This window comes from Marinobacter sp. (assembly GCF_052091845.1).
In the GTDB taxonomy this organism is placed as follows: domain Bacteria; phylum Pseudomonadota; class Gammaproteobacteria; order Pseudomonadales; family Oleiphilaceae; genus Marinobacter.
Genome location: NZ_JBQDCO010000002.1, coordinates 1 through 16,308 on the forward strand (window position 1 = coordinate 1; position 16,308 = coordinate 16,308).

The 16,308-nt window shown below is 54.4% G+C and carries 14 protein-coding genes and 1 tRNA gene; 2 read left to right on the plus strand and 13 right to left on the minus strand.

Annotated features, from left to right (window positions below):
* A partial coding sequence (locus ACTHYN_RS00780; RefSeq protein ID WP_441810585.1) for a DUF7840 domain-containing protein occupies nucleotides 1-605 on the plus strand: 605 nt, incomplete at its 5' end.
* Nucleotides 575-1,453 carry an alpha/beta hydrolase gene (locus ACTHYN_RS00785; RefSeq protein ID WP_441810586.1) on the plus strand — a complete coding sequence of 293 codons (879 nt, stop codon included), beginning with the start codon at nucleotides 575-577 and terminating at the stop codon, nucleotides 1,451-1,453. The genes ACTHYN_RS00780 and ACTHYN_RS00785, both read left to right, overlap by 31 nt.
* A 197-nt stretch (nucleotides 1,454-1,650) precedes the next feature.
* Here ACTHYN_RS00785 and pnp read toward each other — a convergent pair whose 3' ends face one another.
* The 13 genes from pnp to ftsH all read right to left on the minus strand — a co-directional run bounded on the left by pnp (nucleotide 1,651) and on the right by ftsH (nucleotide 16,232).
* Nucleotides 1,651-3,765 (minus strand): polyribonucleotide nucleotidyltransferase, encoded by a 2,115-nt coding sequence (gene pnp / locus ACTHYN_RS00790; protein WP_441810724.1) that lies wholly within the window; start codon nucleotides 3,763-3,765, stop codon nucleotides 1,651-1,653.
* A 307-nt stretch (nucleotides 3,766-4,072) separates the two neighbouring features.
* Nucleotides 4,073-4,342: a 30S ribosomal protein S15 gene (gene rpsO / locus ACTHYN_RS00795; protein WP_441810587.1), complete on the minus strand. Its 270-nt coding sequence runs from the start codon at nucleotides 4,340-4,342 to the stop codon at nucleotides 4,073-4,075.
* 77 nt (nucleotides 4,343-4,419) lie between these two features.
* Nucleotides 4,420-5,349, minus strand: coding sequence for a tRNA pseudouridine(55) synthase TruB (gene truB, locus ACTHYN_RS00800; protein WP_441810588.1), 930 nt, complete (start codon nucleotides 5,347-5,349; stop codon nucleotides 4,420-4,422).
* Nucleotides 5,346-5,768 carry a 30S ribosome-binding factor RbfA gene (gene rbfA, locus ACTHYN_RS00805; protein WP_441810589.1) on the minus strand — a complete coding sequence of 141 codons (423 nt, stop codon included), beginning with the start codon at nucleotides 5,766-5,768 and terminating at the stop codon, nucleotides 5,346-5,348. Before rbfA ends, truB begins: the two co-directional genes overlap by 4 nt.
* On the minus strand, nucleotides 5,768-8,329 hold the full coding sequence (gene infB / locus ACTHYN_RS00810) for a translation initiation factor IF-2 (RefSeq protein WP_441810590.1): 2,562 nt from the start codon (nucleotides 8,327-8,329) through the stop codon (nucleotides 5,768-5,770). Before infB ends, rbfA begins: the two co-directional genes overlap by 1 nt.
* A 17-nt stretch (nucleotides 8,330-8,346) precedes the next feature.
* Entirely contained in the window at nucleotides 8,347-9,840 is a 1,494-nt protein-coding gene (gene nusA, locus ACTHYN_RS00815; protein WP_441810591.1) for a transcription termination factor NusA, read from the minus strand.
* 54 nt (nucleotides 9,841-9,894) lie between these two features.
* A complete protein-coding gene (gene rimP / locus ACTHYN_RS00820) occupies nucleotides 9,895-10,356 on the minus strand; it encodes a ribosome maturation factor RimP (protein ID WP_441810592.1) in 462 nt (153 codons plus the stop codon).
* A 330-nt stretch (nucleotides 10,357-10,686) separates the two neighbouring features.
* A tRNA-Leu gene (locus ACTHYN_RS00825) sits at nucleotides 10,687-10,771 on the minus strand.
* A gap of 7 nt (nucleotides 10,772-10,778) precedes the next feature.
* Nucleotides 10,779-11,147 (minus strand): preprotein translocase subunit SecG, encoded by a 369-nt coding sequence (gene secG / locus ACTHYN_RS00830; protein WP_441810593.1) that lies wholly within the window; start codon nucleotides 11,145-11,147, stop codon nucleotides 10,779-10,781.
* A gap of 24 nt (nucleotides 11,148-11,171) precedes the next feature.
* Nucleotides 11,172-11,930, minus strand: a complete 759-nt coding sequence (gene tpiA, locus ACTHYN_RS00835; RefSeq protein WP_441810594.1) for a triose-phosphate isomerase — start codon at nucleotides 11,928-11,930, stop codon at nucleotides 11,172-11,174.
* A 76-nt stretch (nucleotides 11,931-12,006) separates the two neighbouring features.
* On the minus strand, nucleotides 12,007-13,350 hold the full coding sequence (glmM, locus tag ACTHYN_RS00840; RefSeq protein WP_441810595.1) for a phosphoglucosamine mutase: 1,344 nt from the start codon (nucleotides 13,348-13,350) through the stop codon (nucleotides 12,007-12,009).
* Nucleotides 13,350-14,180: a dihydropteroate synthase gene (gene folP, locus ACTHYN_RS00845; RefSeq protein ID WP_441810596.1), complete on the minus strand. Its 831-nt coding sequence runs from the start codon at nucleotides 14,178-14,180 to the stop codon at nucleotides 13,350-13,352. Before folP ends, glmM begins: the two co-directional genes overlap by 1 nt.
* Before the next feature lie 114 nt (nucleotides 14,181-14,294).
* Nucleotides 14,295-16,232, minus strand: coding sequence for an ATP-dependent zinc metalloprotease FtsH (ftsH, locus tag ACTHYN_RS00850; RefSeq protein WP_441810597.1), 1,938 nt, complete (start codon nucleotides 16,230-16,232; stop codon nucleotides 14,295-14,297).
* Between the last annotated feature and the right edge of the window lie 76 nt (nucleotides 16,233-16,308).

A 16,308-nucleotide genomic window follows, 5' to 3' on the forward strand; every position in this document is an offset into this window, starting at 1 on the left:
AGTTCACCCAACTGACATTCCGGCCAGCCTATCATGATGTTCTCGACCCACCCGCCGGCTACCGCAGTGGTGCTCAGCTACAGTTTTTCCGCCTGGACGCGCGCCTTTACCACGACAACGACGAACTGCAACTTGAACAACTTACGGGCCTCGAAATCCGCTCGCTAAGCCCGAGAAACGCCTTTTTCTCACCACTGTCCTGGCAAGTAGGCTTTGGTGGCCGCCGCACCGATACTGGCAGCAAACGAGTTTTAACACCTTATCTAGAAGGTGGTGCAGGTGGCAGCTGGTCTTTGGGCCAAGGAACCCAGGCCTTCGCCATTGCCACCGCTGACCTGGAAATCGACGACGACCTGCGCCGAGGCTACGATGCGGCACCCGGAGCAGATATCGGCTTGCTGCATCAAAGCGACTATTTCAGTTTTTCTGGTGGTGTAAAAACCAAAGCCTGGATCGTAAGCGGCCAGCACAGGCAGGATCAGCTATACGCGAAGGCCAACTGGCACATAGGCCGAGAATTTAGTCTGTTTGCAGAATTTACACGGGAAGATCACTACGACAGGTACCAAAGCACATGGCAAGCCGGCTTGCACACCTACTTCTAACAATGCACAACCTGAAAACACCCATTTTGGCATTGTTGCTCTTATTCGCCATGCTCCTGCAAAGCGGCTGCAGTAGCCTGTTTTTCTACCCGGACCAGACTACTTACATAACCCCGGATCGCCTTAACCTGGCTTATGAAAACATCTACCTGGACACTGCCGACGGCGAAACCCTTCACGGCTGGTGGCTACCGGCTGAGGGCCAGCCTAACGGCACTATTTATTTTCTCCATGGCAACGCCCAAAACATCAGCAGCCATCTGCTCAACGTAGCCTGGCTGCCCGCAGAAGGCTATAACGTATTCACCATCGACTATCGAGGCTACGGCAAGTCTACCGGCGCACCGGACATAGAAGGTGCTCTCCACGATTCCGAAATCGGGCTGCGATGGCTCATGAGTCAAGGGAACTCTCAAAACACACCTGTAGTTATCCTCGGCCAAAGCTTAGGCGGCGCACTGGGGCTCACCCTGGCTAGCGAATGGGTGCAAAGAGGCGAAACGCCTGAACTCGCCGGCGTGATTCTGGACGGGACCTTCTCTGGCTTTCGCGGCATAGCCAAAGAAAAGCTTGGAAACTTCTGGCTAACCTGGCCCCTCCAGATACCTCTGAGCTGGACCATCCCGGACGACTACGAAGGCGTGGACCAGATTGCCAACATCAGCCCTGTGCCGCTTATGATCATCCACAGCGTTCGTGATGGCATCATCCCCTTCCACCACGGCCAGGTACTCTATGAGGCCGCCGGTGAACCAAAGCAGTTCCTGCAAACAGATACACCCCATGCGGCGACGTTTATCATTCCCGCTTATAAGAACTCGGTACTCGAATTTTTGGGGCAGAACTAAGTTTGCAGGCGGCAGGTATTGGGTAGGGCTTTTCAAAACTGTGCGGAGCCATGGATGGCAGAGCCAAGCGTACAAGGACGTATTCACAGCGTGTTTTGAAAAGCCCTACCCAATACCTGCCATCTCCGAGCTAGAGGCCAAAAAACAAAAAACCCGCCAATCCAAAGGAAAGGCGGGTTTTTAGTAGTGACTAGCTATCAGTCAGTAAAGTCAGTCGGCTGCTCGCCTTCTTTAACTTCCTTCATGGACAGCTTCACACGGCCACGGTTGTCCACATCCAACACCTTGACCAGAACTTCCTGACCTTCGCTCAGCTCGTCAGTCACGTTCTCGATCCGGCGCTCGGAGATCTGGGAAATATGCACCAGACCATCCTTGCCAGGCAGGATATTAACAAAGGCACCGAAGTCCACAATGCGCTCAACGCGACCCTTGTAAATAGCACCTACTTCAATCTCGGCGGTGATTTCCTTAACCCGATTAACTGCCGCCTGGGCTGCTTCCTGGTTATCTGCGTAGATCTTAACGTTTCCGTCGTCGTCCAGATCGATAGAAGCACCCGTCTCGTCACAGATAGAACGGATCATGGAACCGCCCTTACCAATAACATCCCGAATCTTCTCAGGGTTGATCTTGATCGCAGTAATGCTTGGAGCACGTGAAGACAGCTCAGTGCGCGACTCAGAGATAACCTTGTTCATCTCAACCAGAATGTGCTGACGGGCACCGTGCGCCTGCTCCAGAGCAAGCTCCATGATCTCGTCAGTAATGCCCTGGATCTTGATGTCCATCTGCAGAGCAGTGATACCGTCTTTAGTACCGGCTACCTTGAAGTCCATGTCGCCCAGGTGGTCTTCATCACCCAGGATGTCGGTCAGAATGGCAAACTTGTCACCTTCCTTAACCAGCCCCATAGCAATACCGGCTACTGGTGCCTTCAGCGGCACACCAGCGTCCATCAACGCCAAGCTTGAACCACAAACAGACGCCATGGAACTGGAGCCGTTGGATTCGGTAATTTCAGACACCGCACGAATGGCATACGGGAACTCATCCATAGTTGGCATAACAGCCATCACGCCCCGCTTGGCCAAACGGCCGTGGCCCACTTCACGACGGCCAGGTGTGCCAACACGACCGGCTTCACCTACAGAGTACGGAGGGAAGTTGTAGTGGAAAAGGAACGGATCCTTACGCTCGCCTTCCAGTGCATCGATAGTCTGCACATCGCGTGACGTACCCAGGGTAGTGGTAACAATCGCCTGAGTTTCACCACGGGTAAACAGTGCAGAGCCGTGAACGCTCGGCAGAATGCCCACTTCGATTTCGATCGGACGGACCGTTTTGTTATCACGACCATCAATACGTGGCTTGCCATCGATAACCTGCTGGCGAACAACGGTCTTCTCAACTTTTCCGAAGTTCTTTTTGACTTCGTCAGCGGAAGGCTGGCCTTCTTCTTCGCCTGCCAGTTTTTCAACGGCTGCCGTTTTGATCTCACCAAGACGAGCGTAGCGTGCCATCTTGTCGTGAATGCCATAAGCTTCTTCGATAGCGCCGGCAAACTCAGACTTGATTGCGCCCAACAACTCGGTGTTTTCAGCGGCGGGCTGCCAATCCCAGCGAGGCTTGCCGTTTTCGGCAGCAAATTCTTTGATGGCGGTAATGGCTGCCTGCATTTCCTGGTGGGCGTACAGCACGCCACCCAGCATCTGGTCTTCGCTCAAGCCTTTGGCTTCAGATTCAACCATCAGAACGGCGTCTTCAGTGCCGGCAACAACCATGTCTAGCTGGGACGTGCCAAGGTCTTCAAAGCTAGGGTTCAGGAAATACCCCTTCTCGTCAGTGTAACCTACACGGCTGGCACCGATTGGGCCGGCGAACGGAATACCCGAAATCGACAAAGCGGCGGAAGCAGCCAGCATCGCGGCGATATCAGGGTCCTGGTTCTTGCTGGACGACATAACCGTACAGATAACCTGCGTTTCGTTCATGTAGCCGTTCGGGAACAATGGACGAATCGGTCGGTCGATCAAACGGGATGTCAGGGTTTCTTTCTCGGAAGGACGCCCTTCACGCTTAAAGAAACCACCCGGGATTTTGCCCACGGCATAGGTTTTTTCGAAATAGTTAACAGTCAGCGGAAAGAAAGGCTGACCCGGCTTGGCTTCCTTGGCACCAACAACGGTGCCCAGAACCGAAATATCACCCACAGTGACAAGAACGGAACCGGTAGCCTGACGGGCAACACGGCCCGTCTCCAGAGTGACGGTTTCGCCACCCAGCTCAAATGATTTTTTACGCGGTTGCAGATCCACAACGAACTCCTGCGTTATCTGTTCAGAATGATTGACGTGTGATCCTGAGAAAACTCTGCCTGAAAGCTAACAGGCTGTTGCAAAACCCCGGCTAAACAGTGGGTGCGCTGACAATGCGCCCCGCCTGGGCTTTCAACAACCTGCTATCAATTTCAGCTTTCCAATACGACAGAACATCCGGATTCACCGAAATACTTGATGCGGTGCTCAAAAGCACAACCGGTGGGCCCCCTAAGGAACCCACCGGCTGGTGGCAGCTACGGAAAATTTCCGAAAGCTGCCGTCAGGCCCCAAGACCTGATTAACGACGTAGTCCAAGGCGCTTGATCAGCTCCAGGTACCGGTCAGCACTCTTCTTACGAAGATAGTCCAGCAGCTTACGACGCTGGTTTACCATCCGGATAAGGCCACGGCGGGAATGGTGATCCTGCTTGTTGGTCTTGAAATGATCCTGCAGCTTGTTGATGTTAGCGCTCAGCAGTGCAACCTGCACTTCCGGGGAGCCGGTGTCGCCATCAGCTTGCTGATAATCCTGAACGATCTGTGCTTTTTCATTGGCAGAAAGTGCCATAACTCACCTCATGTCTGCGATGCGATTAAATCCAGCCGGACCGCGCATCTCTACAGCCCGGCTATACAGCGATATAACTAATTTTTACCGCTGTTACTTACCAGCCGGCGAGGCACCAATTGGGTTTCCCCGCCCTCTGGCAATGCTTCTGCAAGCCCTACGAAACCCTCGTTACCATAAATACGAACGAAGCCTTCAAAAGCCTGCCCCGGTATTCTAACCGGTTGCCCGTTCAATATCGACACCAACGGCTGGCCACTCAAGCGGTGCTCCGGGAACATCGAAAGCGCTGCATCCGGGGCGACCAACAGGCCATCGAGGCTGTCGCCACGTTCGCGAATCGCCTCAAGATCAGGCACCGGGTGAGCGCTGGCCAGGGTAAACCCGGCCGCCAATGTGCGTCGCAATGCATTCACATGGGCGCCACAGCCGAGCTGCTCGCCAATATCTTCAACGAGTGAGCGAATATACGTACCCTTGGTGCAGGTTACGGCTATATCCATTTCGTTTTCGCGAATCTCCAGAAGCTGAAGTTCGTAGATAGTGACCGGACGTGCCGGGCGTTCTACTTCAATGCCCTCGCGGGCGTATTCATAGAGCGGGCGGCCCTTGTGCTTAAGGGCGGAATACATAGAGGGGACTTGCTGGATGTCGCCACGAAACTTCTCAAGCACAGGCTCGATTATCTCCGGGGTAAGGTTTTCCGGCACTGGCCTTTCCGACACTACGGCACCTTCGGTGTCGCCAGTTTCAGTGCGCTGACCCAGCCGCGCCGTGGCAATGTAGGCCTTGTCGCTATCCAGCATCATCTGCGAGAACTTTGTGGCCTCACCAAAGCACAGGGGCAGAACCCCTGTCGCTATCGGGTCCAGAGCACCAGTATGACCAGCCTTGGCTGCGCCATAAAGACGCTTTACCTCCTGCAGGATACCGTTGGACGTAATACCCGCTGGCTTGTCGATGACCAAAATGCCATTAACCTCACGACCTTTGCGTCTGCGGCTCAATCGCTTGCCTCCGGGTCATGCGGTTTTTCGTCGTTGCGGTCCACGGCAGGCTTATCACCCACCGCTTCACGAATCAGGCTGTCCATTTTACGGCTGTACCCCTGAAGCGCGTCAAAGTGGAAACGAAGCTGGGGCACAACCCGCAGCTTCATTGCTCTTCCCACCTGACCTCGCAGAAAACCAGACGCTTTGTTCAGCACCGAAACAGATTCCTGTACTTCGGGTGAATCAGCGGTGAGCTCCTCGGTAGACAGCAAGGAGACATAGATATCGGCGTAACCAAGGTCACGACTGACCTTGACTGCGTTAACCGTCACCATACCTAACCGCGGATCTTTAACCTCGCGCTGAATCAGCTGAGCAAGCTCACGCTGCATCTGATCGCCTATGCGATCAACACGACTGAACTCTCTTGCCATTAGGCCCCCGTGGACTCGAGCTTACGCTCGACCCTGACACGATCAAAGACTTCGATTTGATCACCAACCTTCACATCGTAGCCTTTAACACCAATACCGCACTCCATGCCGTTGCGCACCTCAGGCACGTCATCCTTAAAGCGGCGCAGGGATTCCAGCTCGCCTTCAAAGATCACCACGTTGTCGCGCAGAACACGGATTGGCTTATTCCGGTATACATTGCCCTCGGTCACCATGCAGCCAGCCACCTGACCAAACTTCGGCGAGCGGAACACATCGCGTACGTCCGCGATGCCAACAATGTCTTCGCGGAATTCCGGCGCCAGCATACCTGTCAACGCTGCTTTCACATCGTCCAGCAAGTTATAGATGATGCTGTAATAACGCAGATCCAGGCCTTCCTGCTCAACCAAACGCTTTGACGCTATGTCGGCACGTACGTTAAACCCGAAAATGACGGCATTAGTGGCCATTGCAAGGCTGATGTCCGTTTCGGCAATACCGCCAACACCCGAGGACACAACCTTAACCTGCACCTCTTCGTTACCCAGATCCTGCAGCGACTTGGTGATCGCCTCCAGGGAGCCGCGCACGTCGGTTTTTAGTACAACGTTGAGGGTTTTAACCTCATCTTTGCCCATGTTCTCGAACAGATTCTCAAGCTTGGCCGCTTGCGCCCGCTGTAAACGCTGCTCGCGCTCACGGTTATGACGGAACTCGGCCAGCTCCTTGGCTTTGCGCTCATCAGCCACGGCAAAAAACTCGTCGCCGGCATTCGGCGTGCCGTTAAGGCCAAGTATCTCAACCGGAATCGACGGGCCAGCGCCCTTAACCTGCTTGCCGGCTTCGTCGGTCATGGCACGCACCTTACCAAAGTAAGAACCTGCAACAACCATTTCACCGCGACGCAGCGTACCGTTCTGCACGAGTACGGTTGCTACCGGCCCGCGGCCCCGCTCAAGACTGGATTCAACTACAATGCCTTGGGCAGGCGCATCTGGCGCTGCCTGCAGCTCAAGAATCTCTGCCTGCAGAAGCACTGCTTCCAGCAGATTATCAATACCTTCTCCGGAGTGGGCCGAAATCGGTACAAACTGCACGTCGCCGCCCCAGTCTTCAGGGATAACGTCAATGCCGGCAAGTTCGGTCTTCACTCGGTCCGGATCAGCCTGCTCCTTGTCCATCTTGGTGATGGCAACAACGATAGGCACACCAGCGGAGCGGGCATGCTGAACCGCTTCTTTGGTTTGTGGCATAACGCCGTCGTCAGAGGCAACCACCAGGATCACTATGTCCGTACACTGGGCACCACGCGCACGCATGGCGGTGAAAGCCGCGTGGCCCGGGGTATCCAGGAACGACACCATGCCGTGATCGGTTTCTACGTGATACGCGCCGATATGCTGGGTAATACCACCGGATTCGCCAGAGGCAACCTTGGTGCGGCGAATATGGTCCAGCAACGATGTTTTACCATGGTCAACATGGCCCATCACGCTCACTACCGGGGCGCGCTTGGTCTTGTCCTTGCCCTCTGTTTGAAACTCGCTGAGCACTTCGTGCTCAAACGCATCGTCGCTGATTGGTATTGCCTTGTGGCCCAGTTCTTCAACAACCAGTGTCGATGTTTCCTGATCAAGAGCCTGGTTGATGGTTGCCATCACACCCATGCCCATCAATGTTTTAATAACGTCACCAGATTTGACGGCCATACGCTGGGCAAGGTCACCAACGGTAATAACTTCCGGAACTTCTACTTCTCTGACCATTGGCTTGGTCGGCCTCTCGAAGCCATGACGCTTCTCTTTGGGTTTCTTTTTCGCTCGCAGCGGCTTACGCAGGGTGCTGCTGTCGTCGTCTTCCGCGATCGCATCCGCCGGACGGTTACGCGGCCCACGATGCCCAGCCTGCTTTTTCTTAGGCTTTCCGTCTTCAGCATCATCACCACGCCCACGAACCGCTTCTTTCTTCTTCTTCGGCTTACGGCCTTTGTTCTCACCTTCAGGAGGCGGTATTGGCATATCTGCCGGAGCGGGCGTCGGTTCGGGTTCCGGAGCCTTTTTCGGCTCGGCTTTTTCGGCAGCCGCCTGCTCTTCCGGGGCTGCTACATCTTTGCTCGCCGCATCAGAGGGTGCGTCTGTTTCTGCTTTCGGTGTCTCTACACTCGCAGGTTGCTCCGCTTTTACCGGCTCCGCTATCTGCTCTTGCTGAACATCTTCCGGTGCTGCTGGTGCTGCTGCCGGTGCCGCAACTTCCTCTTCCGGCTGCACCTCCGCACGCTTTACATAGGTACGGCGCTTGCGCACTTCCACGTTAACTGCCTTGGCTTTACCCGCCTTGAGCGTCGTTGTGGTTTTCCGCTTCAGCGTAATTTTCTGCGGTTCAGCATTTGCATCACCGTGGGCCTTTCTCAGATAAGTCAGCAGCTGTTGCTTCTCATCGCTGGTTACAGAGTCTGTTTCTGAGCGGGCTTTCAAGCCAGCTTCTACAATCTGTTTCAGCAAACGATCCACGGGAGCGCCTACATCTTCGGCCAGTTGTTTTACCGTTACTTCAGCCATACTGGTCTCCTCCCGAATTAAGCCTGGTCTTCAAACCAGGGGGCGCGTGCGGCCATAATAAGTTGTCCTGCACGCTCTTCATCCATACCTTCGATATCGAGCAAATCGTCAACCGATTGCTCAGCCAAATCTTCCATCGTGCGCACGCCCATGCCGGCGAGCTTGAACGCCAACCCGCGATCCACGTCTTCCATGCCCAGAAGGTCTTCTGACGGCTCGGCGCCATCGAGGGCTTCCTGACCCGCCAGAGCCTGATTCAACAAGGCGTCTTTAGCCCGGCGACGTAGCTCTGTGACGGTGTCTTCATCAAAACCTTCAATCGCCAGCATCTCATCCATAGGCACGTAGGCGACTTCCTCGATAGAGGTAAAGCCTTCCTCTATCAGCACACCTGCAAACTCTTCATCCACATCCAGATGCGCTGTAAAATGCTCAACCAGGGTGTTGTGCTCTTGCTCCTGGCGCTCGCCCGCTTCTTCTTCGGTCATTACGTTCAGAGTCCAGCCGGTAAGATCGGTCGCCAGGCGAACGTTCTGTCCGTTGCGGCCAATGGCCTGGGCCAGGTTGTCTTCAGCGACAGCCACTTCCATCGTGTGGCGGTCTTCGTCCATTACAATGGAGGCCACTTCTGCCGGGGCCATGGCATTTATAACCAGTTGAGCCGGGTTGTCGTCCCACAACACTATATCGACACGCTCGCCGCCCAGTTCGTTGGAAACGGCCTGAACACGCGACCCTCGCATACCGACACAAGCGCCAACAGGATCAATACGTCGATCGTTGGTCTTTACCGCAATCTTGGCGCGAGAGCCAGGATCACGTGCGGCGCCACGGATCTCAATCAGTTCTTCTGCGATCTCAGGCACTTCAATACGGAACAGCTCAATCAGCATCTGCGGTGCAGTACGGCTGAGAATCAGCTGGGGGCCACGATGGTCGGTGCGAATTTCCAGCAGCAGCGAACGGACCCGGTCACCCATGCGAAAGGTTTCACGCGCAATCAGATGCTCTCTTGGCAAAAGCGCCTCGGCGTTGGCGCCCAGATCAACAATGACGTTATCGCGCGTAACCTTTTTAACGGTACCCGAAACCAGCTCACCCACACGATCGCGATAGCTGTCGACGATCTTGCTGCGCTCAGCTTCACGAACCTTCTGAAAGATGATCTGCTTGGCAGCCTGGGCTCCGATACGACCGAAGGCCACTGACTCAGCCTTCTCTTCGTAGGTATCTCCAGGCTTCAATTCGCTGTCGATTTCTTCGGCTTCCTGAAGCGTTAGCTCGGTACCCAGCGCTGGCACAGCGTCATTATCCACGACCAACCAACGGCGGAAGGTTTCGTACTCACCGGTGCGGCGATCAATTGATACACGCACATCCGACTCTTCATCCTCGTAACGTTTTTTGGCAGCAGTGGCGAGTGCCAGTTCGATAGCCTCGAAAATGACATCCTTCTCGACGCCTTTTTCGTTCGAGACGGCTTCAACCACCAGCAAGATCTCTTTACTCATTGGAATACCCTGCCCTGAAAATAAACTGTGCATCTACTGAGTTATTCAAATAGCTCACTCGAATACCGGAACAATGTTGGCTTTTTCGATACTGTCGAAAGGCAGTAGATATTCGTGATCGTCAACAATCACGACAACCTCATCGCCTTCTACAGCTTTTATAAGCCCCTGAAACTTGCGCCGGCCATCAAACGCCATGCGCAAGCGAATTTGTACGTTATGCCCTACAAATGCCTGATATTGCTCAAGCCGGAATAGAGGGCAGTCCATTCCCGGAGACGAAACCTCAAGCGTGTACTCTGTCTTGATGGGATCTTCCACATCCATTACACCACTGACCTGGCGGCTGACTTTCTCGCAGTCGTCTACGCCCACGCCATTTTCGACATCGTCTATAAAAACCCGCAAAAGCGATTGATAACCTCTGGAGCGGTACTCGATGCCCCAGAGTTCGTAACCCAACCCTTCCACTACAGGCCGTAGAATGTCTTCCAGTTGTTTATGCTTGCCTGACAAGTTAGGCGGTCTCCGTTATGAAAGTTTCCGAACCCAAAAACAAAAAAAGGGCTGTTAATCAGCCCTTTTTACGCACCAGGGCCCTTTGTGCCAGGCCCCTTAATCAAAAAGCCCCGAAAACCGGGGCCTTTTGTTGCAAGAACTCGCAGGAAGCTAACCGGTATCCCGCTTCCTGCTGACAGACACCTGGCCTGCCAGAAACCCGGCAACAAACGATGCAGGATTCCAATATTCGCCGGAGTATAGAGACGCCGGGCGAACTGGTCAAGGACTGCTCAAAAAAACGGCCTGGATAGTTCAAGTCTAATCCAAGCCGTTTTTCTTTTTAATTGGTGCCCAAGGCCGGACTCGAACCGGCACAGCTCTCGCCACTACCCCCTCAAGATAGCGTGTCTACCAATTCCACCACTTGGGCAAACTCCTTACTCGAGATCGGGAAGCGCAGGCTCCCCTTCTTCCGCGCCGCTCCTGGCAGCATCCGCGTCATCAGCAGGGGCCTGACGGGATTCCTTAACAACAGGAATACCTGCCTCGCCTGCAACCTCTGCGCGCTGCTTGGCAAACACTGCCAGCGAGAAACTTGTTACAAAAAACACGATAGCGAGCATGGCGGTTACGCGGGTCAGGAAACTACCACTACCCTGACTGCCAAACACCGTTTGCGACGCGCCGCCACCACCGAAGGCCGCACCTGCATCCGCTCCCTTGCCCTGCTGGATCAGTATCAGACCCACCAGCGCCACCCCAATAACGACGTGCACAACGACTACCAGTGTTTCCATCCAATCCATATCGAGTCTCGCAAACCTTTAACTTTAGGTACCTGCCGGGAAATACCGGCAAATACTAACAAAATCTTCTGCGACCAGCGATGCACCGCCAATTAAACCGCCATCTATATCCGGCTCTGCAAAAAGTGCGGCTGCATTATCCGCTTTCACACTGCCGCCGTAAAGCAGTGAAATCTCTTCGGCCGGAGCGCCCATATTTTTCAGCACACTTCTTATGGCCGCATGCATAGCCTGAGCATCCATTGACGTGGCCGTTTTACCCGTACCTATTGCCCAAACCGGCTCATAAGCGACCACAACATTCTGCCAATCGCCTTTCTCCACTTGCGCCAAACCTGAACGCACCTGGGCGGCCACTATTGCCTCTGCCTGCCCGGATTCACGCTCATCCAGCGTCTCACCAACACACACAATCGCTGTTAGCCCGCTAGACAGAACCCGGGATACCTTTGCGGCAACAAGCTCATCGGTTTCGCCAAAAAGCTGCCGACGCTCGGAGTGACCTACGAGCACATAGCGGCAACCGGCATCTTTAGCCATCTCGGAAGAAATTTCTCCGGTATAGGCACCAGACTGCCACTGCCCTACATTCTGAACACCAACAGACAATAACTTATGGGCCTGCTTCAAAACGTCCCCGATATAAATTGCAGGAGGAATAATGACCACCTCCACGCCGCTATCGAGGGTTTCGGCCTCAGACCGAATATAGCCTACCAGCTCTTCCGAGAGGTCTCGCGACCCGTTCATCTTCCAGTTTCCGGCTACTATCTTACGACGCATATCAGATCCCGAATGTAAGGGAGGGCGCACTATACAGCAGTCCCTCACAACAGACAACCGCCTGAAACCAACAAAATCAGGGTGTTGAATTTTCCACAACCAGTGCCAACTCTTCCGCGACACGGCGAATCATATCGGCGTTTTTACCCTCTGCCATCACGCGAATCAAAGGCTCGGTCCCGGACGCCCGCAGCAAAATTCTACCTGAGCCACCAAGTTCCGATTCGGCCTTCTGAACCGCCGCAGAGATATCATCGCGACTGAGTGGGTCGAAGCGCTTCGCCACGCGCACATTAACCATCGTTTGTGGCAACTTACTCATACCCTTTCGTAGCTCGGCCAATGTTTTGCCAGACTTGCCGATAGAAAGCAAAACCTGAAGCGCGGAGACAATACCATCTCCGGTGCTGGTGCAATCACGGATAACCATGTGCCCGGATCCTTCTCCACCAAGAACCCAGTTATTGGCAACCAAACGCTCCATTACGTAGCGATCGCCCACCTTGGCCCGCTCAAACGGAACGCCCATCTCCGCCAAAGCCAGCTCAACCCCCAAATTGGTCATCAGCGTTCCAACAACACCGCCTTTAAGGCGATCTTCGAAATACCTTTGAGAGGCAATTACAAACAGCAGTTCATCACCATCAACCTCGGACCCGTCGCGATCAACCATCAGCACCCGGTCGCCATCACCATCGAAAGCAATGCCCAAGTCTGCGCCCTTATCGGTTACCGCCTGTTTCAAAGCACCCAGGTAGGTGGAGCCGACATTCAAGTTGATATTGAGGCCATCCGGCTCAGCACCTATGACCGACACCTGAGCACCCAGCTCACGAAAAACCTGAGGCGCAACGTGATAGGTCGCACCATGGGCGCAATCCAGAACAATCTTCAAGTGATCGAGCCTGAACTCGTTTGGCACAGTGCTTTTACAAAACTCAACGTAGCGCCCCGGAGCGTCTTCTATTCTTGACGCTTTGCCCAGATCGCCGGCACCACACACTTCGATAGGCTGATCAAGCCAGCGTTCAATTTCGGCCTCCAGTGCGTCATCCAGCTTTGTGCCTTCGGCAGAGAAAAACTTGATGCCATTATCGTGATGCGGGTTATGGGAAGCGCTGATCACGATGCCTGCAGATGCCCGGAATGTGCGGGTAAGATAAGCAATGGCAGGGGTGGGCATAGGACCCAACAGCTTCACATCAACACCCGCTGCAGACAGCCCCGCCTCCAGCGCGGACTCAAACATGTATCCTGACAACCGGGTATCTTTGCCTATCAGTACACTGTTTCGCTGACCTGCTTTTTTAAAAGCCTGCCCGGCAGCCCAGCCAAGATGCAGCATAAACTCCGGCGTAATTGGGTGCTCTCCTACCCGGCCACGAATTCCATCTGTGCCAAAATATTTTCTTCCTGCCATCAAACTGCCTCCTTTACGGCCATCGCAACTCTGATGGCATCTACGGTTTCCCTGACATCGTGTGCACGAACAATGCTCGCACCTTTAAATGCAGATAGGGTTGCGGCTGCAAGGCTCGCCGGCAACCTTTCATTAACATCGCGACCGGTAATATGGCCCAACATGGACTTTCTGGAGAGCCCAACCAGCAGCGGGTGCCCCAACGCCTGCAGCTGATCTAACGAGGCAAACAACCGAAGGTTATGCTCAAGAGTTTTACCAAACCCGAAGCCTGGATCCAGAATTATGTTGCGAGGATCAATGCCAGCCCGGGTAGCCGCACGAACTCGCTGGGTCAGAAACTCGCCAACTTCCCGCAGCACATTCTGGTATTCCGGTCGATCCTGCATGGTTTCCGGCTCACCCTGAATATGCATGATACACACTGGCACGCCAGCATTTGCGGCCGCGGCTACAGCGCCGTCCCTGCCCAAAGCACGCACATCGTTAATCAAGCCTGCACCAAGCTCTACCGCCTGAGACATCACCTCGGGCGTACTGGTGTCTACGGAAACAACGACATCCAGCTCCCGAGTTATCAGCTCTACTACCGGGCAAACCCGGTCCAACTCTTCCTGAACTGACACTTTGGCAGCGCCCGGCCGCGTGGATTCCCCACCCACATCAACAAATGCAGCGCCATCGGCCAGCATTTGGCGCGCCCTTAAAAGCGCCGACTCCGGCTGATTAAAGCGTCCGCCATCGGAGAAAGAGTCTGGCGTTACATTAAGCACACCCATTACATGGCAGCGGGACATATCCAGCACCTGCCCGGCGAATTTTACTTCCATAGCAAGCCACCCCCAGCCAATCGAGCCCGGACTCTAAAATACCACGTCGCAAAACAAACGCCGCCCGTAACCAGGGCGGCGCAGAGTATACCGGATGAACCAGAACCCGGAGCCTTAATGCTCTCCGGCTGGGCGACCAACATCTGGTCGGCGGTCATCATCCGCAGGCTTTCCGGACGGCTCGGGGTCGTCGGCTTTAATACCACCCGTTGGCCCGTTATCGTCCCAGCCTTTTGGCGGACGTGGCGTGCGGCCTTCCATGATGTCATCAATCTGGTGCCGGTCGATGGTTTCGTACCTCATCAATGCCTCAGCCATTACATCCAGCTTATCGCGATTATCAACCAGAATCTGCGTCGCCTTCTCGTAACAGGTATCGATAATGTTGCGAACTTCTTCGTCGATACGCTGGGCAGTTTCTGGCGAGTATACTGTCTGAGCCTGGCCAGCAGAGCGGCCAAGGAACGGCTCCTCACTGTCAGTATCATACTGCAACGGCCCAAGCTTCTCTGACAGCCCCCAGCGAGTCACCATATTGCGCGCCAAACTGGTGGCCCTCTCGATGTCGTTCGATGCACCAGTAGTCACACCGTCGAAACCAAGGGTAAGCTCCTCCGCAATTCGGCCACCAAACAGACTGCATATAGAGCTGATCAGGAAGCGCTTACTGTGGCTGTACTTGTCTTCTTCAGGCAAGAACATGGTCACACCCAGGGCACGCCCACGGGGGATAATACTTACTTTGTAAACCGGATCATGCTCGGGCATCAACCGGCCCACAATCGCGTGACCAGACTCGTGATAGGCAGTGTTCTGCTTTTCTTTTTCGCTCATCACCATGGACTTCCGCTCAGCGCCCATCATGATTTTGTCTTTGGCCAGCTCAAACTCTTCCATAGACACCAGTCGCTGATTACGACGAGCCGCAAACAACGCGGCTTCGTTAACCAGGTTGGCCAGGTCAGCACCAGAGAACCCCGGTGTACCGCGTGCAATGAACGCAGGCTCAACGTTCTCGTCCAGTGGAACTTTTTTCATGTGCACTTTGAGGATCTGCTCACGGCCGACAATATCAGGCAGACCAACAACAACCTGGCGGTCGAAACGACCCGGGCGCAACAATGCCGGATCAAGAACATCCGGGCGGTTAGTGGCGGCAATAACGATCACGCCCTCGTTGCCCTCAAAGCCGTCCATTTCAACCAGTAGCGCGTTCAAGGTCTGTTCACGTTCATCGTGACCACCACCCATGCCGGCACCACGATGACGACCCACCGCATCAATTTCGTCAATAAAGATAATACAAGGGCTCTGTTTCTTGGCCTGCTCGAACATGTCGCGCACACGAGATGCACCCACACCCACGAACATTTCCACGAAGTCGGAACCTGAAATCGAAAAGAACGGAACCTTGGCCTCGCCGGCTATGGCTTTTGCCAGCAGGGTCTTACCCGTGCCCGGCTGCCCCACCATCAAAACACCCTTGGGAATACTGCCACCAAGACGCTGGAACTTGCTGGGGTCCCGCAGGAAATCCACCAACTCCTTAACATCTTCCTTGGCCTCATCCACACCGGCCACATCGCCAAACGTGGTTTTGATCTGATCTTCGCTCATCAGCTTGGCTTTGCTTTTGCCGAACGACATGGGGCCTTTGCCGCCACCGCCGCCCTGCATTTGCCGCATAAAGAACACGAACAAAGCAATAATGATCAGGATCGGGAAAGCCGCAACAAGCAACTGCGTCCAAAGGCTTTGGCGCTCGGGCTCTTTGCCGATCACCTCCACCTCATTCGCCAGAAGATCGTCCATCAGCTTGTTATCAGACACTTGGGGACGGATCGTCTCAAACTGAGAGCCATCGCCGCGAGTGCCCTGGATTTCCAGGCCATCAATGGTGACTTTGTTGACCTGGCCCTGCTGAACCATTTCAACGAATTGAGAGTAATTGACTTGCTGCCCGCTGGTGGTGGGAGAAAAGTTCTGAAACACCATCAACAGTACTGCGGCTATTATTAGCCAGAGAACCAGATTTTTTGCCATATCGTTCAAGGATCATCACCTGTGAATTGAAGAGCGCGCCTGCGAGGGAACCACTCTTTTAGGACACCTTACACCAATTGTACGC

Bases quoted from the DNA above. Each gene is read 5' to 3' on its own strand.
- ACTHYN_RS00785 (WP_441810586.1), top strand. From the start codon at position 575: ATGGCAAGCCGGCTTGCACACCTACTTCTAACAATGCACAACCTGAAA.
- rpsO (WP_441810587.1), bottom strand. From the start codon at position 4,342: ATGGCACTTTCTGCCAATGAAAAAGCACAGATCGTTCAGGATTATCAG.
- rbfA (WP_441810589.1), bottom strand. From the start codon at position 5,768: ATGGCAAGAGAGTTCAGTCGTGTTGATCGCATAGGCGATCAGATGCAG.
- infB (WP_441810590.1), bottom strand. From the start codon at position 8,329: ATGGCTGAAGTAACGGTAAAACAACTGGCCGAAGATGTAGGCGCTCCC.
- nusA (WP_441810591.1), bottom strand. From the start codon at position 9,840: ATGAGTAAAGAGATCTTGCTGGTGGTTGAAGCCGTCTCGAACGAAAAA.
- secG (WP_441810593.1), bottom strand. From the start codon at position 11,147: ATGGATTGGATGGAAACACTGGTAGTCGTTGTGCACGTCGTTATTGGG.
- tpiA (WP_441810594.1), bottom strand. From the start codon at position 11,930: ATGCGTCGTAAGATAGTAGCCGGAAACTGGAAGATGAACGGGTCGCGA.
- glmM (WP_441810595.1), bottom strand. From the start codon at position 13,350: ATGGCAGGAAGAAAATATTTTGGCACAGATGGAATTCGTGGCCGGGTA.
- folP (WP_441810596.1), bottom strand. From the start codon at position 14,180: ATGGAAGTAAAATTCGCCGGGCAGGTGCTGGATATGTCCCGCTGCCAT.